22 protein-coding genes are annotated in these 20,719 nt (G+C 69.3%); 12 read left to right on the plus strand and 10 right to left on the minus strand.

Features of this window, described 5'->3' with window-relative positions:
• Positions 1-21: 21 nt before the first annotated feature.
• The 7 genes from EJO66_RS15805 to EJO66_RS15835 all read right to left on the minus strand — a co-directional run bounded on the left by EJO66_RS15805 (position 22) and on the right by EJO66_RS15835 (position 6,567).
• Positions 22-963, minus strand: a complete 942-nt coding sequence (locus EJO66_RS15805; protein ID WP_125965571.1) for a 5'-methylthioadenosine/S-adenosylhomocysteine nucleosidase — start codon at positions 961-963, stop codon at positions 22-24.
• Between the two features lie 8 nt (positions 964-971).
• Positions 972-1,973: a BMP family protein gene (locus EJO66_RS15810; RefSeq protein WP_124959530.1), complete on the minus strand. Its 1,002-nt coding sequence runs from the start codon at positions 1,971-1,973 to the stop codon at positions 972-974.
• Between the two features lie 147 nt (positions 1,974-2,120).
• Positions 2,121-2,750, minus strand: coding sequence for a uracil phosphoribosyltransferase (upp, locus tag EJO66_RS15815; protein ID WP_012747768.1), 630 nt, complete (start codon positions 2,748-2,750; stop codon positions 2,121-2,123).
• 36 nt (positions 2,751-2,786) lie between these two features.
• A complete protein-coding gene (locus tag EJO66_RS15820) occupies positions 2,787-4,202 on the minus strand; it encodes a URC4/urg3 family protein (RefSeq protein ID WP_124959531.1) in 1,416 nt (471 codons plus the stop codon).
• A complete protein-coding gene (locus EJO66_RS15825; RefSeq protein WP_124959532.1) occupies positions 4,199-5,551 on the minus strand; it encodes a GTP cyclohydrolase II in 1,353 nt (450 codons plus the stop codon). Before EJO66_RS15825 ends, EJO66_RS15820 begins: the two co-directional genes overlap by 4 nt.
• Positions 5,552-5,665: 114 nt before the next feature.
• Positions 5,666-6,133, minus strand: coding sequence for a DUF6152 family protein (locus EJO66_RS15830; RefSeq protein ID WP_125965572.1), 468 nt, complete (start codon positions 6,131-6,133; stop codon positions 5,666-5,668).
• Between the two features lie 14 nt (positions 6,134-6,147).
• Positions 6,148-6,567, minus strand: coding sequence for a hypothetical protein (locus EJO66_RS15835; RefSeq protein ID WP_124959534.1), 420 nt, complete (start codon positions 6,565-6,567; stop codon positions 6,148-6,150).
• 180 nt (positions 6,568-6,747) lie between these two features.
• Here EJO66_RS15835 and EJO66_RS15840 point away from each other — a divergent pair, with 180 nt between their 5' ends.
• Both EJO66_RS15840 and EJO66_RS15845 read left to right on the plus strand, forming a co-directional pair.
• Positions 6,748-7,329: a sigma-70 family RNA polymerase sigma factor gene (locus EJO66_RS15840; RefSeq protein ID WP_223262300.1), complete on the plus strand. Its 582-nt coding sequence runs from the start codon at positions 6,748-6,750 to the stop codon at positions 7,327-7,329.
• Positions 7,326-7,967 (plus strand): NrsF family protein, encoded by a 642-nt coding sequence (locus EJO66_RS15845; RefSeq protein ID WP_124959535.1) that lies wholly within the window; start codon positions 7,326-7,328, stop codon positions 7,965-7,967. Before EJO66_RS15840 ends, EJO66_RS15845 begins: the two co-directional genes overlap by 4 nt.
• 20 nt (positions 7,968-7,987) lie before the next feature.
• Here the strand turns inward: EJO66_RS15845 and EJO66_RS15850 are convergent, their stop codons facing one another.
• Positions 7,988-9,502, minus strand: a complete 1,515-nt coding sequence (locus tag EJO66_RS15850; RefSeq protein ID WP_124959536.1) for a helicase HerA-like domain-containing protein — start codon at positions 9,500-9,502, stop codon at positions 7,988-7,990.
• Between the two features lie 101 nt (positions 9,503-9,603).
• Between EJO66_RS15850 and EJO66_RS15855 the strand changes: the two genes are divergently transcribed.
• Genes EJO66_RS15855 through fabG form a run of 10 tightly spaced genes read left to right on the plus strand, consistent with a single transcriptional unit; the run spans position 9,604 to position 19,113 of the window.
• The gene (locus EJO66_RS15855; RefSeq protein ID WP_124959537.1) at positions 9,604-9,915 is read left to right on the plus strand and encodes a phosphopantetheine-binding protein; all 312 of its coding nucleotides are present in this window, start codon (positions 9,604-9,606) and stop codon (positions 9,913-9,915) included.
• 3 nt (positions 9,916-9,918) lie between these two features.
• Positions 9,919-10,563, plus strand: coding sequence for a COG4648 family protein (locus EJO66_RS15860; RefSeq protein WP_124959538.1), 645 nt, complete (start codon positions 9,919-9,921; stop codon positions 10,561-10,563).
• Between the two features lie 17 nt (positions 10,564-10,580).
• Positions 10,581-12,290: an ApeI family dehydratase gene (locus EJO66_RS15865; RefSeq protein ID WP_125965573.1), complete on the plus strand. Its 1,710-nt coding sequence runs from the start codon at positions 10,581-10,583 to the stop codon at positions 12,288-12,290.
• Positions 12,290-13,288, plus strand: a complete 999-nt coding sequence (locus EJO66_RS15870) for an acyl-CoA synthetase (RefSeq protein ID WP_125965574.1) — start codon at positions 12,290-12,292, stop codon at positions 13,286-13,288. The genes EJO66_RS15865 and EJO66_RS15870 overlap by 1 nt, the downstream gene beginning before the upstream one ends.
• Complete coding sequence (locus tag EJO66_RS15875) at positions 13,260-13,898, plus strand: LolA-related protein (RefSeq protein WP_125965575.1); 639 nt, start codon at positions 13,260-13,262, stop codon at positions 13,896-13,898. The genes EJO66_RS15870 and EJO66_RS15875 overlap by 29 nt, the downstream gene beginning before the upstream one ends.
• Positions 13,895-16,300, plus strand: coding sequence for an MMPL family transporter (locus EJO66_RS15880; protein WP_125965576.1), 2,406 nt, complete (start codon positions 13,895-13,897; stop codon positions 16,298-16,300). The genes EJO66_RS15875 and EJO66_RS15880 overlap by 4 nt, the downstream gene beginning before the upstream one ends.
• Positions 16,300-17,142: a polysaccharide deacetylase family protein gene (locus tag EJO66_RS15885; RefSeq protein ID WP_124959543.1), complete on the plus strand. Its 843-nt coding sequence runs from the start codon at positions 16,300-16,302 to the stop codon at positions 17,140-17,142. Before EJO66_RS15880 ends, EJO66_RS15885 begins: the two co-directional genes overlap by 1 nt.
• Entirely contained in the window at positions 17,139-17,915 is a 777-nt protein-coding gene (locus EJO66_RS15890) for a class I SAM-dependent methyltransferase (protein WP_125965577.1), read from the plus strand. The genes EJO66_RS15885 and EJO66_RS15890 overlap by 4 nt, the downstream gene beginning before the upstream one ends.
• The gene (locus EJO66_RS15895) at positions 17,912-18,385 is read left to right on the plus strand and encodes a hotdog family protein (protein WP_124959545.1); all 474 of its coding nucleotides are present in this window, start codon (positions 17,912-17,914) and stop codon (positions 18,383-18,385) included. Before EJO66_RS15890 ends, EJO66_RS15895 begins: the two co-directional genes overlap by 4 nt.
• The gene (gene fabG, locus EJO66_RS15900) at positions 18,382-19,113 is read left to right on the plus strand and encodes a 3-oxoacyl-ACP reductase FabG (RefSeq protein WP_124959546.1); all 732 of its coding nucleotides are present in this window, start codon (positions 18,382-18,384) and stop codon (positions 19,111-19,113) included. The genes EJO66_RS15895 and fabG overlap by 4 nt, the downstream gene beginning before the upstream one ends.
• A 35-nt stretch (positions 19,114-19,148) precedes the next feature.
• Here fabG and EJO66_RS15905 read toward each other — a convergent pair whose 3' ends face one another.
• Positions 19,149-19,925 (minus strand): glycosyltransferase family 2 protein, encoded by a 777-nt coding sequence (locus tag EJO66_RS15905; RefSeq protein WP_124959547.1) that lies wholly within the window; start codon positions 19,923-19,925, stop codon positions 19,149-19,151.
• Positions 19,892-20,695 carry a lysophospholipid acyltransferase family protein gene (locus tag EJO66_RS15910; RefSeq protein WP_223262301.1) on the minus strand — a complete coding sequence of 268 codons (804 nt, stop codon included), beginning with the start codon at positions 20,693-20,695 and terminating at the stop codon, positions 19,892-19,894. Before EJO66_RS15910 ends, EJO66_RS15905 begins: the two co-directional genes overlap by 34 nt.
• Between the last annotated feature and the right edge of the window lie 24 nt (positions 20,696-20,719).

Below are 20,719 nucleotides of genomic sequence, written 5' to 3' on the forward strand. Positions count from 1 at the left end.
GGGGAGGGAGAAAAGGCAGGATCATTTCCATGCAGCCAGGAACGCCAGCATCACCTTGGCCGAGTTGTCGGCCGCAATGCCCATGAAGGTGCCCATCTCGTTCTCGCCTTCGCCGCCGCCCGCAAGGTCGCTGAGGGAGCGGAAGGCGATGTAGGGCACGCCGTTGCTGTAGGCCACCATGCCCACGGCGGCCGTTTCCATGTCGAGCACGTTGGCCTGGAAGGTCTTGAAGGTGTATTCGCGGTACGCCTTGTTGTCCATGAAGGCCTGGCCGGAGACGCCGTTGCCGCCGACAACGAGCTGGGGCTTGCGCGCCAGGCACTTGCCGGCGCTGCAGTTCGCCAGGTCGACGGTGCGGATGCTGCGCGCCACCTCGAGCATCTTCGGGTCCGCCTCGAACCAGAATTTGCGCACGATCTGCGGATGCGCCGCGGAGCGCACTTCCACCGGACGCGGATGCATCATGCCGAAGTTGGGTAGCGTGGCGTCGGTGATGAAAGGCGGCGCGGTGAACTTGCCCGGTGCGGTTTCGCGCGCCATCAGCACTTCGAGGTACTGGCCCCATTGCGCGGGGACCGTGACGTCGCCCACATGCAGCTGCGGATTCACGCCGCCCGCGATGCCGCTGAACACGATGTGGGTGACGCGAAAGCGGTCGAGCACCAGCTGCGTGTTCATCGTCGCATTGGTCATGCTGATGCCGGAGAGGAACAGCACCACCGGCTTGCCTTCGAGCGTGCCGGTGGTGAACTCCACGCCGTTGACGCTGTGCTTCGCCGGCCCCTGGAGCCGGTTCAGCAGCAGCGTGAGTTCGGGCTGGAACGCCGAGATCACCGCCAGGCGCGGCGTGTCGTCCAGCCGCCCGCTGCTGCTGGTGCCTGGGCCCTTGTAGACGCCGGCACAACCCGCCAGGCCGAAGGCCAGCACGCCGGCCGCGAGAAGAGAACGCCAGCGCATCGTCATCGGCCCCTTCACTTGGCGGTCGACTTGGGTTGCGAGTCGTCGACCTTGATGGTGACCTTGCCCGCGAGGATGTCGGCCTGCTTGGCCTTGACCTTGGCGACGATGTCCGCCGGCACCTTCTTCTCGAAGGTGCCCAGTGGCGCGAGTTCGGAGCCCTTGTGCTTCATCATCGAGTAGGGGCCGTAGTCCTCGGCGGTGAACTTGCCTTCCTTCACGAGCTTGATCGCGCGGTCGGCCGAGGGCTCGAAGTTCCACAGCGCCGAAGCCACCACCGTGTCGGGATACTGCGCCTGCGTGTCGATCACGTTGCCGATGGCGAGCTTGCCTTTTTCCTTGGCCGCGTCCGAGACGCCGAAGCGCTCGGCGTACATCACGTCGGCGCCCTTGTCGATCATCGCGAAGGCCGCTTCCTTGGCCTTGGGCGGATCGAACCAGCTGTTGATGAAGCTCACGCTGAATTCGACCTTGGGGTTGGTTTCCTTCGCGCCCGCCATGAAGGCGTTCATGAGCCGGTTCACCTCGGGAATCGGGAAGCCGCCGACCATGCCGATGCGGTTGCTCTTGGTCATGCCGCCGGCCACCATGCCGCTCAGGTAGGCCGGCTCCTGGATGTAGTTGTCGAACACGCTGAAGTTGGGCGCCTGCGGCTTGAGCGAAGAGCCCATGAGGAAGGCGACCTTGGGAAAATCCTTCGCGACCTTGCGCGCCGCCGCTTCCACGCCGAACACCTCGCCGAGGATCAGCTGGTTGCCACCGGTGGCGTACTCGCGCATCACGCGCTCGTAGTCGGCGTTGCTGACGTTCTCGGTGGCCTTGTATTCGATCTCGCCGCGCGCCTCGGCCGCCTTGAGCGCCTTGTGGATGCGGCCGACCCACTGCTGCTCGAAGGGCACGGTGTACACCGCCGCCACCTTGAGCTTGGCCTGCGCGAGCGCAAGGCCGGGCGCGCCGGCCGCAAGCGCTGCGGCAATGGCGGCGGAACGAATGATCAACTGACGGCGTGCTGTCACGGTGCTTCTCCTCGGTATAAAAATTCTTGGCCGCGCTTCCCGTGCCCCTTCCAGAAACACCGCGGAACCGGCTTTTGCCGGCCCGCTGGTGTTGCCCCCTCGAGGGGGAGTCGAGCTACACGAAGTGAGCGAGGGACGGGGGTGGGTTCATTTCGTGCCGAAGATGCGGTCGCCGGCGTCGCCCAGCCCGGGCAGGATGTACCCGTGGCTGTTGAGCTCCCGGTCGATCGCGGCGGTGTAGACCGGCACGTCGGGGTGGGCCTTCTGCATGGTCGCCAGGCCTTCGGGGCAGGTGAGCAGGCAGACGAACTTGATCGACTTGGGGTTGAGTTCCTTGAGCCGCTCGACCGCGGCCACGGCCGAGTTGCCGGTGGCCAGCATCGGGTCGACCACGATCACGTCGCGGTTCTCCATTTCGCCGGGCATCTTGAAGTAGTACTCGACGGCCGTGAGCGTCTTGGGGTCGCGGTACAGGCCGATGTGGCCGACGCGAGCACCCGGCACCACGGTGAGCATGCCGTCCAGGATGCCGGTGCCCGCGCGCAGGATCGACACCAGCACCAGCTTCTTGCCATCGATGACCTTGGCCTGCATGGTTTCGAGCGGAGTCTCGACCTCGATGTCCTGCATCGGCATGTCGCGCGTGACCTCGTAGGCCATGAGCATGCTGATTTCGTTCAGGAGCCGGCGGAAGCTGTTGGTGGAAGCGTCCTTGCGGCGCATCAGCGTGAGCTTGTGCTGGACGAGGGGGTGGTCGACGAGGTGGACGTTGCTCATTTGATTTTTCTGCCGTTGCTGAATGGACCCGCGAGTCTAAAAGACGGTGCCGTCGCTTTCGATCAGTAGCGGTGGCGATCCATCACGCAAGCGCTGTGCCAGCACACGGCCGGCGGCCCAGGTGCCGCCCTCGAGCACGCAGGCCAGCGGCAGCTCTTCCTCGGTGCGGTCGAGGATCTTGCGCACGCGCGGCGCCAGTTCGTCGAGCAGCGCCACGGTGAGGGCGCGCCACTCGACGATGAACTCGTCGCCGGCTTTCCAGGTGCGCGAAAGAAAGGCCGGGTCCTTCGGCACGATCACGCCGCTGTCGATCAGGAGGCCCCCGTTGCGGTATTCGGGCAGCGCCGTGAGCGCATCGAGGTGGCGCACCTTCACGCCGGCCCGCTCGAAGGGTTCGAGCAGCGAATAGGTCAGCCATTGCGACAGCTTGTGGAACGGCATCCAGCCGTTGGTGAGGCCCGGGCCGCGCACCGCGCTGTGGCGCCAGCAGTCGCCGAGCGCGAGTGCCGGGTCGCTCGAGCCGATGCCGCCCGAGGTGTCGCTGCCATCGAGCGCGATGCTGTCGATGGCGTTGGCCGAGGGCCAGATGCGCGAGAGCGTCTCGAGCAGCAGCGAGAGGATCTGGTGTGCCGTGATCTCGGCCGTGGGCGGGGCGGCCGCGCCGAACGGGGCGACCAGCGCATCGAACATGCCGGCGGGCCGGCCCTCGTCGCCGAAGGTTTCGGGCTGCTCGCTCATCGCCTCGCCGAGCCGGCGCAGCAGTACCGCGCGGCCGGCCAGGCCCACCAGCGGATTGACGTCGCTGACCTGGAAGGCGTCGCCGAGCCGGTCGGTCACCAGGCCGCGCAGGCCGGCGGCATCGGCCTGCAGCGGATGGTCGGGGTTGGACGAGAACAGCCCGCTCGTGAAGGCATGGAAGCTCGCAATGGCCAGGCCCTCGGAGCGCGTGAAGCGCTCGCCCGTGGCGGGCTCGGTGTAGTGCCAGCCGGGGCCCGCGCCGGCATCGAGCAGCACGCTCACCAGCACGAGGTCGATGTGCGCGCTGGCGCGCTGCCGGGCGTCGACGCCCTTGCCGAGCAGGTCATCGAGCTGCTTCAGCCGGTCGACGCCGCCGGCCTCGAAGTGGCGCCAGCGGCTGTGGTACGGGATGGTGTCCCAGGGATAGCGCTCGCGCGTGACTTCGGCCACGGTGCGCGCCGCATCTTCGAGCACGTCGCTGCCGGCGATGCGGAACCACTGCGACTCGCCCCGGCGCGCGCGCGCCAGCAGCGCGGCCGCGCGCTCGCGGATGGCGGCGGTGGTGCGCAGCACCGTGGCGGCGCCCGCGGGGTGGCTGGTGTCGGGAGCGAACTCGATCGCCGGATCGATGTCGCCCGCGCTGCCCGGCGGCAGGCTGCCCGAGCCATCGGCGGGCAGGTAGTCGCTGCTGCTGTTTGCCTTGTTGCCGCTCATTCGCTCAATCCCCGGCCCTTGGCCTTCTTGAGTTCCTCGGCGTCCGGCACCGGGCCGGGCGTGAAATAGCCGGCGGCCATCTTGGCGTCCATTTCGACGCGGGCGTCAGCCGGAATCAGTTCGTCGGGAATGTTCACACGCTCGCCGATCTCGATGCCCGAACCGGTGATGGCGTCGAACTTCATGTTGCTCATCGACACGAGCCGATGGATCTTCTTGATGCCGAGCCAGTGGAAGACGTCGGGCATCAGTTCCTGGAAGCGCATGTCCTGCACGCCGGCCACGCACTCGGTGCGCGCGAAATACTGGTCGGCCGTGTCGCCGCCGACCTGGCGCTTGCGCGCGTTGTAGACCAGGAACTTGGTCACCTCGCCGAGCGCGCGGCCTTCCTTGCGCGAGTAGGCGATGAGGCCCACGCCGCCGCGCTGCGCGCCCTGGATGCATTCCTCGATGGCGTGCGTGAGGTAGGGGCGGCAGGTGCAGATGTCGGAGCCGAACACGTCGGAGCCGTTGCATTCGTCGTGGATGCGCGCGGTGAGCTCGACCTCGGGGTTGGCCAGGTCGCGCGGGTTGCCGAAGATGTAGAGCGTCTGCCCGCCGATGGGCGGCAGGAACACCTCGAGGTCGGAGCGCGTGACGAGTTCGGGATACATGCCGCCGGTCTCTTCGAAGAGCGTGCGGCGCAGGTCGGTCTCGGAGCAGCCGAAGCGCCGCGCCACTTCGGGCAGGTACCACACGGGTTCGATGGCGGCCTTGGTCACCATGGCTGCGCCGCCGGCGGTGAGGAAGTGGCCGTCAGCCTTGAGCCGGCCGCTCTGCAGCGCCTCGATCACCTCGGGCAGGATCACGTGGGCCTTGGTGATCGCGATGGTCGGGCGGATGTCGTAGCCCGCCGCCAGCTCGGCGGAGAACACATCGGCCACCAGTGCACCCCAGGGGTCGAGCGAGACGATGCGCCCGGGCTCGCTCCACTGCGGGTACGGGCCGATCACGTCGGTGGGCGCGGTGTTGGTCAGGTCGGCTTTGTGCTCGCGCTTGAGGGCGCCGGCTGCCACGGCCAGCGCGCGATAGACGCTGTACGAGCCGCTGTGCGTGCCGATGACGTTGCGGTGCGCCCGCTTCGTGGTGGTGCCGACCACGGGCCCGCGTTCGGCGGCCGTGGCCGCGCCCCAGCGGATGGGCAGCGCGCCAAAGCCGCCGGCATGGGAGGTCAGCCGGATGTGGCCGGTCGACGAGGAAGGGTGGAGCGGGGGAAGGGGTGAGACGGGGATCGCTGAAGTCGCAGGGACGGCGGGGATCGCGGAAATCTCGGGAATTTCAGAAGGGGTCGCTGTGCTATCTGCGGACATTGGAGGCCCTCAAAAAATGCAATGTACCGATCACTCGCGCGGCTGGCAAGCAGGGCGCGAAGGTCGTCAATGCCGCTGGTGGCCGCGGCGATGGTTCCGCGGCCGGTGCGCCGTTCAGGTCGGCGAGGACCGCAGTCCGTAGGCCTTGCCGCCGACGAACAGGTATTCGGCGCGCAGCACCGGGTCGCCCTTTTCGCCGGTGAAGGTGAAGCCCAGCGCGGCCACCGGGGTGCCGGGCTTGATCTCCTCGACCCCCCAGGCCTGCAGCCGCGTGAGCGGCGCCAGCTCGATGAGCCACTTGCGGTCGCGCCGCGTGGGCAACTGCGCCTTGGCCAGCAGCGCGGGGCCGTCGACGTTCGCGCTTTGCCTGGGCAGCGGGCGCTGCTTCAGGTCGGCCGGCAGGGTGGGGTTCTCAGGCAGCTCGAGCTCCAGCTCGCCATGCGGATTGCGCCACATGACCTTGGTCGCGCGCCCCTCCAGGTAGAGCGGACGGTCCTGGTCGAAGCTGCTCCATCCATGGTGCGCCCAGGAGGGCAGGGCCAGGCCCAGCGAACCGGCAACGAACAAGCGTCTCTCTATCATCTCGGTCTCCTTGCTCAGATGTAGGCAATCCAACGCCCGCAGATGATGACAGCGAGCCAAAACCCCAGCGACAGCAGGCATTGCACCCTGGACAGCGCGCCGCTGGCGGCCAGGCCGCCTCGAACATGGAACCAGATCGCATTGGCGCCCGCCAGGCCGATCAGCAACAGCTTGATGCGAAACGCGGAATTGGCCAGCAGTTCGCCGGGCTGCGTCGAAAACATCGTGAGTCCGGTGGCGGCGCACAGCCCGAAGCCGACGAGCGCCGGCAGCAGCGTCAGGTGCGCCAATTGCCTTTGCGGCAACTCCCGGCCCAGGCCGAGCACGCGCAATTCGAACACCAGCAGCCCGCCGAACAGCAGCGCGATGCCGACGATGTGCACCGTCTCGAGCGCCGGGTAGGCCCAGGGGTGCGAAACCAGCCCGGCCAGCATTGGCGTCAGCTCCGGGCGGCGGACTGTTCAGGGACACGAAGGCATGGGCCGGCAGGTTGCATGGGGCGCTCCTTCCATGGGTTCGGGCGAGCTTAGCCGAGGACGCATCCGGCGTCTGCGCCGGGCACGGCACAATCCGGCGGGATCGTTTTTCCGAAAGGGCTGTAACCAGCCGGTCCGATGGCACGAAACACAATGGACAGCAGTTCGCGAACGAGCGACGCCGAAGCCGCGCTGCGCAGCCTGTTCCTGCGCGGCCTCGACGGCGACGCCGCCGCTTATCGCGAATTTCTGCAAAAACTCAGCGCGCATCTGCGCGCCTTTCTGGGCAAGCGCCTGTTCGGCTGGCCCGATGAAGTGGAAGACCTTGTCCAGGAATGCCTGCTCGCCATGCACAACCAGCGCCACACCTACCAGAGCGACCAGCCGCTGACGGCCTGGGTGCATGCGATTGCGCGCTACAAGATGATCGACCTGCTGCGCGCCAAGTCCGCGCGCGAAGCGCTGCATGACCCGCTGGACGACGACCTGGCGGTGTTCGCCGAATCCGCCATCGAGGCCAGCGATGCCCGGCGCGACCTGGGCGGCCTGCTGCAGACCCTGCCGGAGCGCCAGCGCCTGCCGATCGTGCACGTGAAGCTCGAAGGCCTCTCGGTGGCCGAGACGGCAAGCCTGACCGGCATGTCCGAATCGGCCGTGAAGGTGGGCATCCACCGCGGACTCAAGGCGCTCGCCGCCAGGCTCAGGAGCCGTGCGCCATGAAAACCGACGATCTCGTGGCCATGCTGGCGACCGGCGCCACGGCCGCGCCGCGCCGCGCCGCAGGGCGCCGCCTGGCCCTTGCGCTGCTCGCCGGGCTGCCCCTGTCGTTCGCGATCCTGTTCACCGAATACGGATTGCGCCGCGACCTGGTGCAAGCCATGTTCTGGCCGATGTTCTGGGTCAAGGTGCTGTTTCCGCTGTGCATTGCGGCGGCCGCCTTCGCGGTGGCGCAGCGCCTCGCGCGGCCCGGCGTGCGGGTGCGGAGCGCCTGGATCGGCATCGCGGTGCCGGTGCTCGCCGTGTGGGTGATGGCGGCGCTGGCCTGGTTCAACGCGCCGGCCGAAGAGCGCATGCCATTGCTCATGGGCGAGTCGTGGCGCGTTTGCGCCCTCAGCATAGGGCTCATGGCGCTGCCGGTCTTCGCGGCGGCACTGCTGGCCCTGAAGGGGCTGGCGCCCACGCGGCCTGCGCTGGCCGGTGCGGCCGCCGGCGCGCTGGCCGGCGGGGTGGGCGCGGCTGTCTACGCGCTGCACTGCATGGAGTTGACGGCACCCTTCCTTGCGGTCTGGTACGTGAGCGGCATCGCGCTCCCGGTGCTGATGGGCGCCGTGCTCGGGCCGCGCCTGCTGCGCTGGTAGCAGCGGACCCCGGGCCTGGCTCAGCGCTTCTTGGCGCCGAAGATGCCGCCCAGCACGCCGCGCAGGATTTCCTTGCCGACCGAAGTGCCCATGGTCCGCACCGCCGACTTGGCCATGGTCTGCACCAGGCCGTCGCGCTTGCCGCCGCGCGGGCCCGTGCTGCCGAAGAGCAGGTCGTTCAGCATGCTGCTGCCTTCGGACGCTTCGGGCGCACCCTTGCCGCCGCCCGCCGTTTTGGCCGGCGGCGCATCGGGCGCGGTTTCGGCCCGGCCCTTGAGCTTTTCGTAGGCCGATTCGCGATCGACGGTCTTCTCGTACACGCCGGCGACGAGCGAATTGGCAATGACCGCCTGGCGCTGCGCAGCCGTGACGGGGCCGATCTGGCTGCCGGGCGGCACCACGAACACGCGCTCGGTCACGCTCGGGCGCCCCTTGGCATCGAGAAAACTCACCAGCGCCTCGCCCACCGCAAGCTCGGTGATGGCGGTCTCGATGTCCAGGCCCGGCTTCTGGCGCATGGTGGTGGCCGTGGCCTTGACGGCCTTCTGGTCGCGCGGGGTGAAGGCGCGCAGTGCGTGCTGGACGCGGTTGCCCAGCTGGGCCAGCACCGAATCCGGGATGTCCAGCGGGTTCTGCGTCACGAAATACACACCCACGCCCTTGGAGCGCACCAGCCGCACCACGAGCTCGATGCGCTCCACCAGCGCCTTGGGCGCCTCGTTGAAGAGCAGGTGGGCCTCGTCGAAGAAGAAGGCGAGCTTGGGCTGCTCGGGGTCGCCGATCTCGGGCAGCTGTTCGAACAGTTCGGACAGCATCCAGAGCAGGAAGGTGGCGTAGAGCCGCGGCGAGTTCATGAGCTTGTCGGCCGCCAGGATGTTGACCACCCCCTTGCCGCCCACCGTCTGCATGAAGTCGGCGATGTTGAGCATCGGCTCGCCGAAGAACTTGTCGCCGCCCTGGGTCTCGATCTGCAGCAGGCCGCGCTGGATCGCGCCCACGCTGGCGGCGCTGATGTTGCCGTATTCAGTGGTGAACTGGCTCGCGTTCTCGCCCACGTACTGCAGCATGGCGCGCAGGTCCTTCAGGTCGAGCAGCAGCAGGCCGTTGTCGTCGGCGATCTTGAACACCAGGTTCAGCACGCCGGCCTGCGTTTCGTTCACGTCGAGCATGCGGCCCAGCAGCAGGGGGCCCATGTCGGAGACGGTGGCGCGCACCGGATGTCCCTGTTCGCCGAACACGTCCCATAGGGTGACGGGGCAGGCGTCCGATTCGGGCAGATCGATGCCCCGTTCCTTCAGCGTGGCCGCCATTTTTTCGCCGATGCTGCCTTTCTGGCTCATGCCGGTCAGGTCGCCCTTGACGTCGGCCATGAACACGGGAACGCCGATGCCCGAGAGCTTTTCGGCCATGGTCTGCAGCGTGACCGTCTTGCCGGTGCCGGTGGCGCCGGTGATCAGGCCGTGGCGGTTGGCCAGGCTGGGCAGCAGGGCGCACTCGATGGTGTCGTGGCGTGCGATCAGAAGGGGGTCGGCCATGAAGGGCTCCGGGTCGTATCGAAGCGGGCAGTCTAATCAAGCTGCCCTCCTATAATCCACGGCCCCCGAGGTAGTTACGGAAAAAGTTTCAGGAGGTTTTTTTGTCATCGACTGCTCAGCCCCCCATTCCCGCCGCCGGCGATTCATCTGAACAGTCGCCGATTGAAAAAGAGTTGGCCGTCCTGCTGGTGAACGCGCTCAATCTCGAAGTCGCCCCCGAAGACATCGTGCCCACCGATCCGCTGTACGGCGAAGGCCTGGGCCTCGACTCGATCGACATCCTCGAAGTCGCGCTCGAGGTGTCCCGGCGCTACGGCTTCCAGCTGCGCTCGGACGACGAGCGCAACCAGCAGATCTTCCAGTCGCTGCGCACGCTCGCGACCCACGTCGCCCAGCATCGCAGCGCTTCCTGATCCATGTCTCGATGGCGACTGGCGCTCCTGCTGCTGGTGGGGGTGGCCTATGCCGGCCTCTCTCACTGGATGATGCTGTTCCACCCCACCGAGCCGTGGGCCGTGGTGGTGCTGCTCGGTCCGCTCTGGCTGGCCGCCATGGGTTTTGCCGCGAGCAAGTTCGGCCGCTGGGGTTTCGCCGCGGCCATGCTGCTGGGCATCGGGGGCTTTGCGCTCGTGTTCCTGGGTGAGGCGGGCGACACCAACCGGCTCTATGTTTTCCAGCACGTCGCCATCAACGGCCTCCTGTGCGGCTGGTTCGGCGCCTCGCTGCGCGGGCCCGGCCTGCCGCTGATCACCCAGTTCGCCCAGCGCGTGCATCCGCTCAAGGGCCACATGCTGGCCTACACGACAACCCTCACGCGCATCTGGACCGTGTACTTCGCCCTGGTGGTGGTGTCGTCGATCGTGGTGTACCTGAGCCTTCCTTTTTCAGCCTGGTCGCTGCTCGCGAACGTGCTGACGCCGCTGTCGGTCACGCTTCTCTTCGTGGGCGAGCACCTGGTGCGCTACCGGCTGCACCCCGAGTTCGAGCGCACGCGGCTCATCGATGCGGTGCGTGCCTTCCAGGGCGCATCGCCAGTCGACCACGGCAGCGGCGGCCGCTGAAAGCAGGGGCCGACCGCGTGAGCGCCGATACCCGCCAGCTGCCGCTGATCGCCAACCGGGACCTCGATGCACCCCTGGCCTGGCGCGCCGGCGTGCCCGTGAGCACGCGCCAGTTCCTGGCGGACGTGGCCCGCTTCGCGCCGCTGCTGCCGGCCGAGGGCCAGGCCGTCAATCTCTGTGTCGACCGCTATGCCTTCGCCGTCGGGCTGGCCGCTGCGCTGGTGCGCGGCCACGCAAGCCTGCTGCCGCCCGATGCGCGGCCCGACACACTCGCGCGCCTGCTCGAATCCGGCGGCTCGAATCTGTTCGCGCTGACCGATGACGCCGCACTCGCCACGCCCGGCATGCCGCGCGTGCTGGTCGAATACCGCGGCGGCTCCGAAGGCGGCGCCGGCCTCGAGCTCCCGGCCATCGACGGCGGCATGCACGCGGTGAGCCTGCTGACCTCCGGCTCCACCGGCGCGCCGCAGCCGCATGCCAAGCGCTGGGACACGCTGGTTGGCGACGTCGCCGTGGCCGTGGAGCGGCTCTCCAGCCTGCTCGGGCTGCCATCGCTCGCCGGCCTGACGCTGGTTGCGACCGTGCCGGTGCAGCACAGCTACGGGCTGGAATCGTCGGCGCTGCTGGCCATGCTCGGCGGCGCCGCATTCGACAGCGGGCGGCCGTTCTTTCCGGCCGATGTGGCCAGGACGCTGGCTTCGGTGCCGCGCCCCCGCGCGCTGGTCACCACGCCTTTCCACCTGAAGACACTGCTGCTCTCGGGTATCGAGCTGCCGCCGGTCGACCTGGTGCTTTCCGCCACCGCGCCGCTGTCGCCGCAGCTCGCGGCCCAGGCCGAGCAGGCGCTTGGCGGCGTGCTGATCGAGATCTACGGCAGCACCGAGTCCGGCCAGGTCGCCACCCGCCGCACGACGCAAAGCGAGGTCTGGGAGAACTTCGGAGAGATCCGCGTGCATGCCGAACCAGGGGAGGGCGACGGTCCCGAGCGCTTCATCTTCAGCGGCGACTTCCTGCCCGAGCCCACGCCCATGGCCGACGTGCTCGAGCTGCTCGACGCGCGGCGCTTCCGGCTGCTGGGCCGCGCCAACGACCTGATCCACGTCGCGGGCCGGCGCAGTTCGCTCGCGCACCTGAACTACCACCTCAACAGCATCGCGGGCGTCGAGGACGGCGCATTCTGGCTGCCCGACGAAGTGGCCGACGGCGTGGTTCGCCCCGTGGCCTTCGTGGTCGCGCCCACGCTCTCGGCGGGCCAGATCATCGCCGCGCTGCGCCAGCGGCTGGAGCCGGTGTTCGTGCCGCGCCGCGTGGTGCAGGTGAAGGCCTTTCCGCGCGAAGGCACCGGCAAGCTCACGGCGCGCGCGCTGCGCGAATTCGCGCTCGCGCAGCTGGCGGAAGGCGACACGCCGGTGCAGCTGGCCCATGCGGTGCCCCTCGACCATCCGGCGTTCGCGGGCCACTTCCCGGGACAGCCGCTGCTGCCCGGTGCCCTGGTGCTGGCCGAGGTCATGGAAGCCGTGCAGCGCGTGCCGGCGCTGGTCGCCCGGCTTGGCACCCATCCCACGCTCGCGGCCGCCAAGTTCCTGGCGCCCGTGCGGCCTGGGAGCATGCTCTCCATCGAGCTGCAGCCCGAGTCCGGCGCCGCGCGCGGCGTGCGCTTCGACGTGCGCTGCGACGGCGTTCTGGCTGTCACCGGCCGCTGGGCCGCCGTGCCAGAGTCTGCGTGATGGATCACACCGACGCCGAGACGCGCGCCGTGAAAGACGCGGCGCAGGCAGGCCAGCGCGGCGACTGGGCGCACACCCCCGAGCGCAGCAACATGCTGGCGCTGCGCTTCATCTGCCTGATGGCGCTGGTGTGCGGGCGCCATGTCACGCGCCTGCTGCTGCCGCCGATCAGCCTGTACTTCCTGCTGTTCGCACCCGCGCCGCGGCGCCACATCAAGCGCTACCTGTTCAGGGCCATCGGTCCGCATGCCGGCTGGATCGACGGCTATCGCCTGCTGCACGCCTTTGCCTCGACAGTGCTCGACCGCGTGTATTTCCTGCGCGGGCGCATGGACCTGTTCGACGTCAGGGTCGAGGGCAATCTCCCATTGGAAAACGAGGCCCTCGGAGGGCGCGGTGCCTTCCTGCTCGGCGCGCACGTCGGCAGCTTCGAGGCCATGGGCGCCTGCAAGCACAAGAGCGCGCACAAGCACGAGCTGCGGCTTGCGATGCTGATGTACCCCGACAACGCCCAGCGCATCACGGCCATTCTCAACGCCATCAGCCTGCCCGAACTGCGGCCCCACGTGATCGCGCTGGGCCGCCCGCATTCGATGCTCGCGCTGCGCGACTGGCTCGACGGCGGCGGCCTTGGCGGCATGCTGGTCGACCGCACCCTGCCGGGCAGCGAGGACCAGCCGGCGCAGCAGCGCGGCAACAACATCGTGCTGCCGTTCCTCGGCCATCCGGCAAGTTTCAACGACGGCCCGTTCCGCCTGGCGGCGCTGCTGCGGCGCAAGGTGTTCTTCATGGCCGGGCTCTATGGCGGCGGTGCGCGCTACGATGTCCGGTTCGATCTGCTGGCCGACTTCAGCGAGCGGGCATCCGACCCCGCCGAGCGGGAACGCCGCATCCGCGCGGCGGTCGAAGCCTACGTGGCGCGCCTGGATGCACTGTGCCGCGCGTATCCCTACAACTGGTTCAACTTTCATGATTTCTGGCTCGAAGATTCGGTTTGACTGGCTTTGCAGGAGCCTGCTGCTGGCACTGGCCTGCTGCGCCGCGCCGGCGTGGGCGTTCGACCTGCCCGAGCTGATGGGGCTGCTTTCCAGGCAGAAGAGCGGCGAGGCCCGCTTCACCGAGCAGCGCTTCGTGCACGGTCTCGAAGGCCCGCTCGATGCGCGCGGCACGCTGAGCTTCGATGCGCCCGATAAGCTGGTGCGGCGCACGCTGTCGCCGCGCGTGGAGACCATGGCGGTCGAAGGCAACACGCTGACGCTGTCGCGCGGCGGCCGCAACCGCACCCTGACGCTCGACAGCATGCCCGAGCTGCTCGGCCTGGTCGAAGCCATGCGCGGCACGCTCACTGGTGACGGCGCCACGCTGCAGCGCTATTTCCGCAGCACGGTGAGCGGCTCGGCCGCCAACTGGACGCTCGACCTGCTGCCGGCCGACAGCCGGCTCGCGGCCCAGGTGCGCAGCATCCGCATCAGCGGCCGTGCCGGCGAAGTGCTGGGCCTCGAAATGGAGTTCGTCGGCGGCGACCGTTCGGTGATGAACATCACGCCCGAGCGCCCGGGCGCCGCACCCACCGCGCCTTCGGGCGCTGCCGGGCGCACCACGCCGTGAGGGCGCGCGAGACCGGGGAGGGCGGCCCGCCGGGCTGGCAGCGCCGGGCGCTGGTGCTGCTGGTCTGGGCGCTCGTCCTGCTCGGCGGCGCGCTGCAGATCGCGCGCACACAGTTCAGCGCCGACCTTTCCGCTTTCCTGCCCAAGAGCCCCGACGTGCGGCAGCAGGTGCTCATCGAGCAGCTGCAAAGCGGCGTGGCCTCGCGCACCCTGATGCTCGGCATCGAGGGGGGCGCGAGCGCGCAGCAGCGTGCCGCCGTGTCGCGCGCGGTGGCCAAGGCCATGCGCGAGAGCCGGCTGTTCGACCTGATCCAGAACGGCGACACGGGCGACTGGAGCGAGGCCGGCACCTGGGTCTTCGAGCACCGCTACCAGCTCTCGCCGGGCGTCAGGCCCGAGCAGTTCACCGCCGATGGCCTGCGCGACGCGATCTACGAAACGCTGTCGATGCTGGGCACGCCGGCCGGCAACGTGATCAAGCCGTTGCTCGACCGCGATCCCACCGGCGAGACCCAGCGCATTGCCGTGGAGCTGACGCCGGCCAGCGCACCGCGCAGCGAAGACGGCGTCTGGATGTCGCGCACCGCGCCGCGCGCGCTCCTGATCGCGACCACGCGCGCCGCGGGCAGCGATCTCGACGCCCAGGCGCAGGCCATCGCAAGCGTGCACGCGGCCTTCGATGCCGCCACGCGCGGCATGGCCGAGGCCACCCGGCCGAAGCTGCTGCTGAGCGGCCCGCCCGTGTTCTCGGTGCTGAGCCGCGACAAGATCAAGACCGAAGCGATCCACCTCGCGATCGTGGGCGGCATCGTGATGGGCGGCCTGCTGCTGCTGGCCTTCGCATCGCCGCGCGCGCTGGTCATCGCGTTCCTGCCCGTGGCCACCGGCGTGGTGGTGGGGACCGCGGCCGTCAGCGTGGTGTTCGGCTCGGTGCACGGCATGACGCTGGGCTTTGGCAGCACGCTGATCGGCGAGACCGTCGACTACGCCATCTACTACCTGATCCAGGCGCGCGGCGCGGCCGTGGCCGGCACCGGCTGGGCGCGCTGGCGCGATGTGCACTGGCCCACCGTGCGGCTCGGCCTGCTCACTTCGGTGTGCGGTTTCGCGGCGCTGGTGTTCTCGGGCTTTCCGGGCCTGGCGCAGCTGGGCGTGTTCTCCATCGCAGGGCTCGTGGCAGCGGCGCTGGCCACGCGCTACGCATTGCCGGTGCTCGCGCCCGATGGCGCCACCGGCATGGGCATGCGCCGGTACATGGCGCACGCTGCCGGCGTGCTCGTGCGCGGCCTGCCGCGGCTGCGCTGGGTCCTGGCCGGGCTCGGCGTGGCTGCGCTGGTACTGGTCATCTGGCAGGGCGGGCACCTGTGGCGTGCCGACCTCGGCGCCATGAGCCCGGTGCCCAAGTCGGCCCAGCAGCTCGACGAGATGCTGCGTGCGGACATAGGCACCGGCGACGGCAGCACGCTGGTGGTGGTCTACGGCGCCGATGAAGAAACCGCGCTGCGCAATACCGAAGCCGCCACCGCGCGGCTCGAGGCCCTGGTCGACAAGGGCGAGCTCGGCGGCTTCGAGGCCGTGACGCGCGTGCTGCCGAGCATCGCGACCCAGGCGGCCCGGCTCGCCAGCCTGCCCGACGGCGAAACGCTGCGCACCCGGCTGGCCGAAGCCACCCAAGGCTCGCCGCTGCCGGCCTCGCGCCTCGGGCCCTTCCTGGCCGACGTCGAAGCCGCACGCAAGCTCGCGCCCGTGCGGCGCGCCGACCTGGCCGGCGGCCCGCTCGGCTCGTTGGTCAACACGCTCATGTACCAGCGCCCGGGCGGCGGCTGGTCGACGCTGGTGGTGCTGCACCCCGGAGCGAGGTTCGACGCGGGCCGGCTCGAAACGGCGCTGGCAGGCGTGCCCGAGGTGCAGGTGGTCGACGTGGGCCGCGAACTCGCGGGGCTCTATCAGCGCTACCTGCACGAGGCCTTCGTGCAGGTGCTGCTCGGCGCGCTGGCCGTGGTGGTGCTGCTGGGCATCTACCTGCGCTCGAGCCAGCGGCTGCTCGCGGTGTGCCAGCCGCTGATCTTCGCCGTGGTGCTCACGCTGGGCGGCATGGCCGTGCTTCAGGTGCCGCTGGGCATCCTGCACCTGGTGGGGCTGCTGCTGACCGTGGCGGTGGGCTCCAACTACGCGCTGTTCTTCGACCAGCTGCGCGTGGCCGGGCGGGCCGACGAGGACACGCTGGCGTCGCTGATGCTGGCCAACCTGACCACGGTGGTGTCCTTCGGGCTGATCGCGATCTCGGACATTCCGGCGCTGTCGTCGATCGGCCGCGTGGTGGCGCCGGGCGCCTTGCTGGCGCTGCTGCTGTCGGCGGCGTTCGCGCGCCGGGGGGCGCCAACGCCGCCCGCGCGCGGCTGATGGGAAAATCCCGAGCCATGCCGTCCGCCTCCGCCGCATCGTCCGAATCCTGGCCCTGGCCGCTCGCCATTCGCGCCAGCGCGGCCTGGCACGTGGCGGCCATTGGCGCCGGCGCCATGGTGCCGGGCGCCATGCCCTGGGCCATCGGCGCCATTGCGCTGAACCACGCGTTGATCACCGGTGCCGGGCTCACGCCGCGCAGCAGCCTGCTGGGCCCCAATGTCACGCGCCTGCCCGAGGCGGCCGGTGTCCGGCGCCAGGTGGCCATCACCATCGACGACGGGCCCGACCCCGAGGTCACGCCCCGGGTGCTCGACCTGCTCGACGCGCACGGCCAGCGTGCCACCTTCTTCTGCATTGCCGATCGCGTGCTGGCCCACCCGGCACTGGCGCGCGAGATCGTGGCGCGGGGCCACAGCGTCCAGAACCACACCGCGCGGCATCGGCACAATTTTTCATTCCTCGGCCCCCGCGGCTTTGCGAGCGAGATCGCCCGGGCGCAGGACATCCTGGCCGACACCACTGGCCAGCGCCCGACCTGCTTCCGCGCGCCGGCGGGCCTGCGCAACCCGTTCCTCGAGCCGGTGCTGCACCGGCTCGGCCTGTCGCTCGTGAGCTGGACGCGCCGCGGCTTCGACACGCGCGAAGGCGATCCTGCCAAGGTCATGGCGCGCCTGGACCGCAAGCTGCAGGCGCGCGACATCCTGCTTCTGCACGACGGCAACGCCGCGCGCACCCCTTTGGGAAACCCTGTATTGCTGGAGGTACTGCCCTTGCTTTTCGAACGCCTGCGCGCCGAACGCCTGCACGCCGCCACCTTGCCGGAAGGCCTCGAATCATGAGCGCGGTGCTGCCTTCTTCTTCATCTTCTTCCACCGATGCCGCCTGGCGCGAGCTTCACGAGGCCGCCACCGTTCCCTACAAGAAGGGCGGCAGCTTCGCCTGGCATTTCGCGCGCGGCAAGCTGGGGCGCGATCCGGTGTTTCGCGGGCTGCTCGAACGCGGGTTGATCGATGCGGCGCACCGCCGCGTGGTCGACATCGGCTGCGGGCAGGGGCTCTTCGCGAGCCTGCTCGCGTCGATGAGCCGCATGCAGGCCCAGGGCCGCTGGCCCGCATCCTGGAAGCCCACGCCGCCAGCCGCCGACTACACGGGCATCGAGCTGATGCCCAAGGACGTGGCGCGTGCCGAGGCTTCCATCGGCCATCTGCAGCCGGCCCCGCGGCTGGTCTGCGCCGACATGTGCTCGGCACCGCTGCCGCCGTGCGACCTGGTCGTGATTCTCGACGTGCTGCACTACGTGGACATCGAAGCACAGGACGGCGTCCTGCGGCGCGTGCACGACGCGCTTCGGCGCGGCGGCAATGTGAACGCCCGGCTGCTGTTGCGCGTGGGCGATGCATCGAGCAAGCGCGGCTTCGCCATCAGCCAGTGGGTCGACCGCACCGTGACGCGCATCCGCGGCCACAAGGTGTCGCCCACCTGGGGCCGCCCGCTGTCCGAGTGGGTGGCGGTGCTGCAGCGGCGGGGATTTCGCGTGCAGAGCATCCCGATGAGCGAAGGCACACCCTTTGCCAACGTGCTGCTGGTGGCCGACCTGGAGTCCCCGGCGTGACGACGGCCCCGCAGACGCTCGACCGCGCCGGCATTGCCGAGCGCATTCCGCACAGCGGCAGCATGTGCCTGCTCGACCGCCTCGAGCGCTGGGATGCCGAGTCCATCGATTGCAGCACCCGCACGCACGCGCAGCCCGACAACCCCTTGCGAACGGCGGGCGGCCTGCTTGCACCCAATGCCATCGAATACGCGGCGCAAGCCATGGCGCTGCACGGCGGACTGCTGGCTGCCGAGGGAAGCACGCCGTCGGCCGGTTTTCTCGCAAGCGCGCGCAACGTGCGCCTGTCGGTGGCGCGGCTCGACGACATCGACGGCGCGCTGCGGGTGCACGCGCAGCGGCTGTCGGGCGACACGAACCAGATCCTCTACGAATTCGCAGTGAACGACAGCAGCGGCCGCGTGCTGGCCGAAGGCCGCGCGGTGGTGGTGCTGAACACGCCGCTGGCAACCGGAGCCCACGCACCATGACTCTCGAAGGAAAACGCGCGCTGATCACCGGCGCCAGCGGTGCCTTGGGCGCCGCCATGGCCGAGCGCCTGGCGCGCGACGGCGCCACCGTGCTGCTGCACGCCAACTCGCGCCCCGAAGCGGTGGAGCAGCTGGCTGCCGCCATCGGGGCCGCGGGCGGCAAGGCCGAGTGCCATGTGTTCGACCTGCGCAGCGACGAAGCCTGCCGCGTGGCCTGCGAGCGCATGCTCGAAGGCGGACCGGTCCAGATCGTGGTCAATAACGCCGGCGTGCACGACGACGCCGTGCTGCCCGGCATGCGCGCCGACCAGTGGCACAAGGTCATCGACATCTCGCTCAATGGATTCTTCCGCGTGACGCAGCCCTTGCTGCTGCCGATGATGCGCACGCGCTGGGGCCGCGTGCTCAATATTTCGTCCGTCTCGGCGCTGACCGGCAACCGCGGGCAGGTCAACTACGCCGCCGCCAAGGGCGCGCTCAACAGCGCGACCAAGGCGCTCTCGCTCGAAGTGGCCTCGCGCGGCGTGACGGTCAACGCCATTGCGCCCGGCATCATCGCCTCGCCCATGGCCGATGCCGCTTTCGACCCCGCCATGGTCAACCAGATGGTGCCGATGAAGCGCGCCGGAACGCCGCAGGAAGTGGCGGCGCTGGCTTCATTCCTGGCCAGCGACGAGGCGGCCTACATCACGGGGCAGGTGATTTCGATCAATGGCGGAATGATCTGAGTTTTGCTGCTGGGGCACGCCCCGACAATGAGGCGCTATTTCTGAAACGGCGCAATCCCGCGCAGCTTGCGAAAAACCAGCCCCGGCAGCCGCACCACGAACTCGACCATCAACCGCGCGTGCATCCACGTCAGCAGCACGTTGTCGCGCCCATAGCGAAAGTGCGAAACCCCGCCTTCCTCGGCGGTCAGGTACTTCACCGGCGCGTCGATGTTCACGGGCTTGACGCCGCGCCAGGCGAGCCGCACGACGGCCTCGGTGTCGAAGTCGAAGCGCCGCATCCATGGCTGCCGCGCCATCACGGCGATCAGGTCGGCCACCGGGTACACGCGGAATCCGTAGAGCGAATCGCCCACGCCGGCAAACAGGGTCTCGAGCTGGGTCCATCCATTGGACACGCGCCGTCCGCGCACGCGCAGCAGCGGGGCGGAGGCGTCGAACACCGGGCGGCCCAGCACCATGGTCTCGGGCCGCGCCTGCGATGCTTTCATGAAGGCGGGAATCAGGTCGGCCGGGTGCTGGCCGTCGGAATCCATGGTCAGCGCGTGCGTGAAGCCGGCCTCGCGCGCCGCGCGCAAGCCGTGCAGCACCGCCGCGCCCTTGCCCTGGTTCTGCGGCAGCAGCCAGACCCGCAGGCCCGGGTCGCCGGCGGCCATCTGCTGCAGGCGCTCGCCCGTGCCGTCGGTGCTGCCGTCCACCACCACCCAGACCGGATTCCACTGCGCGCGCGCCGCTTCGACCGTGGAGAACAGGCGTTCGCCCGTGTTATAGCTGGGGATCAGGACAAGGTGTGTGCGCGAGGCGTCTGGCATGCGGGGGACGCGTCGGTTGCGCGCTGTTCCATGTTTTGGCGAAAGTACTGTTCCAGCTCCGATTGCAGCACGTGGCTGTCCTGCATGGGCGCGAAGCGCTGGCCCAGCCGGAGCCTGAAGACGATGGGCAGCGGCGGCACGCGCCACAGCGGCCATCCCTTGCTGAGATAGGGCGAGTCGGTCTCGATGAACACGGTCTGGATCGGGGCCTGCGCGAGCTTGGCGATCAGTGTCACGCCGGGGCCGAAGGGGTTGAGCGGCGGCGTCACGGTGCGCGTGCCTTCCGGAAAGATCACCAGCTGGCCGCCGTTGCGCAGGTCGGCCACGGCCAGGCGCACCATGGTGCGGGCCGATTCGTTGCTGATGTAGCGCGCCAGCCGCGCGCCTGCGCCCAGGAAGATATTGCGCAGCAGGTCGGCCTTCATGATGCAGGCGCTGCGCGGCAGCCGCGCCACCAGCAGCAGGGCGTCGAGCATGGTCGGGTGGTTGGCCACGAAGATCACGCCCGGCTCGTTGCGCATCGGGTCGAGGCAGCTGGCGTCGATGCGCATCATCCCGGTCACGGAGGCCAGGCCCCAGAACATGCGGTAGGCGAAGGCGATGGTCAGGCGGCCCAGTGTGCGCGCGGGCGCCTCGGGCATCACCGGATAGAGCAGCATCGCGACCAGGTTCCAGGCCAGCGAAATCAGCCCCAGGAACAGCAGCAGCGCGTAGAGCATCAACGCAAGCGGAATGGCCGTGAGAATGCGCAGCACGCGGGTCATCGACATGGGGTCGCCGGTCCGATCGGTCGC

It is taken from the genome of Variovorax beijingensis, assembly GCF_003951285.1.
Taxonomy (GTDB): Bacteria; Pseudomonadota; Gammaproteobacteria; order Burkholderiales; family Burkholderiaceae_C; genus Variovorax; species Variovorax beijingensis.

What these genes read in the sequence shown, in the direction of transcription:
- EJO66_RS15840 (WP_223262300.1), top strand. Translation starts at nt 6,748, where the DNA reads ATGGCACGAAACACAATGGACAGCAGTTCGCGAACGAGCGACGCCGAA.
- EJO66_RS15885 (WP_124959543.1), top strand. Translation starts at nt 16,300, where the DNA reads ATGGGAAAATCCCGAGCCATGCCGTCCGCCTCCGCCGCATCGTCCGAA.
- EJO66_RS15825 (WP_124959532.1), bottom strand. Translation starts at nt 5,551, where the DNA reads ATGTCCGCAGATAGCACAGCGACCCCTTCTGAAATTCCCGAGATTTCC.
- fabG (WP_124959546.1), top strand. Translation starts at nt 18,382, where the DNA reads ATGACTCTCGAAGGAAAACGCGCGCTGATCACCGGCGCCAGCGGTGCC.
- EJO66_RS15905 (WP_124959547.1), bottom strand. Translation starts at nt 19,925, where the DNA reads ATGCCAGACGCCTCGCGCACACACCTTGTCCTGATCCCCAGCTATAAC.
- EJO66_RS15835 (WP_124959534.1), bottom strand. Translation starts at nt 6,567, where the DNA reads ATGCTGGCCGGGCTGGTTTCGCACCCCTGGGCCTACCCGGCGCTCGAG.
- EJO66_RS15845 (WP_124959535.1), top strand. Translation starts at nt 7,326, where the DNA reads ATGAAAACCGACGATCTCGTGGCCATGCTGGCGACCGGCGCCACGGCC.
- EJO66_RS15890 (WP_125965577.1), top strand. Translation starts at nt 17,139, where the DNA reads ATGAGCGCGGTGCTGCCTTCTTCTTCATCTTCTTCCACCGATGCCGCC.
- EJO66_RS15820 (WP_124959531.1), bottom strand. Translation starts at nt 4,202, where the DNA reads ATGAGCGGCAACAAGGCAAACAGCAGCAGCGACTACCTGCCCGCCGAT.
- EJO66_RS15805 (WP_125965571.1), bottom strand. Translation starts at nt 963, where the DNA reads ATGACGATGCGCTGGCGTTCTCTTCTCGCGGCCGGCGTGCTGGCCTTC.
- EJO66_RS15870 (WP_125965574.1), top strand. Translation starts at nt 12,290, where the DNA reads ATGGATCACACCGACGCCGAGACGCGCGCCGTGAAAGACGCGGCGCAG.
- EJO66_RS15850 (WP_124959536.1), bottom strand. Translation starts at nt 9,502, where the DNA reads ATGGCCGACCCCCTTCTGATCGCACGCCACGACACCATCGAGTGCGCC.
- upp (WP_012747768.1), bottom strand. Translation starts at nt 2,750, where the DNA reads ATGAGCAACGTCCACCTCGTCGACCACCCCCTCGTCCAGCACAAGCTC.
- EJO66_RS15860 (WP_124959538.1), top strand. Translation starts at nt 9,919, where the DNA reads ATGTCTCGATGGCGACTGGCGCTCCTGCTGCTGGTGGGGGTGGCCTAT.
- EJO66_RS15830 (WP_125965572.1), bottom strand. Translation starts at nt 6,133, where the DNA reads ATGATAGAGAGACGCTTGTTCGTTGCCGGTTCGCTGGGCCTGGCCCTG.
- EJO66_RS15910 (WP_223262301.1), bottom strand. Translation starts at nt 20,695, where the DNA reads ATGTCGATGACCCGCGTGCTGCGCATTCTCACGGCCATTCCGCTTGCG.
- EJO66_RS15875 (WP_125965575.1), top strand. Translation starts at nt 13,260, where the DNA reads ATGATTTCTGGCTCGAAGATTCGGTTTGACTGGCTTTGCAGGAGCCTG.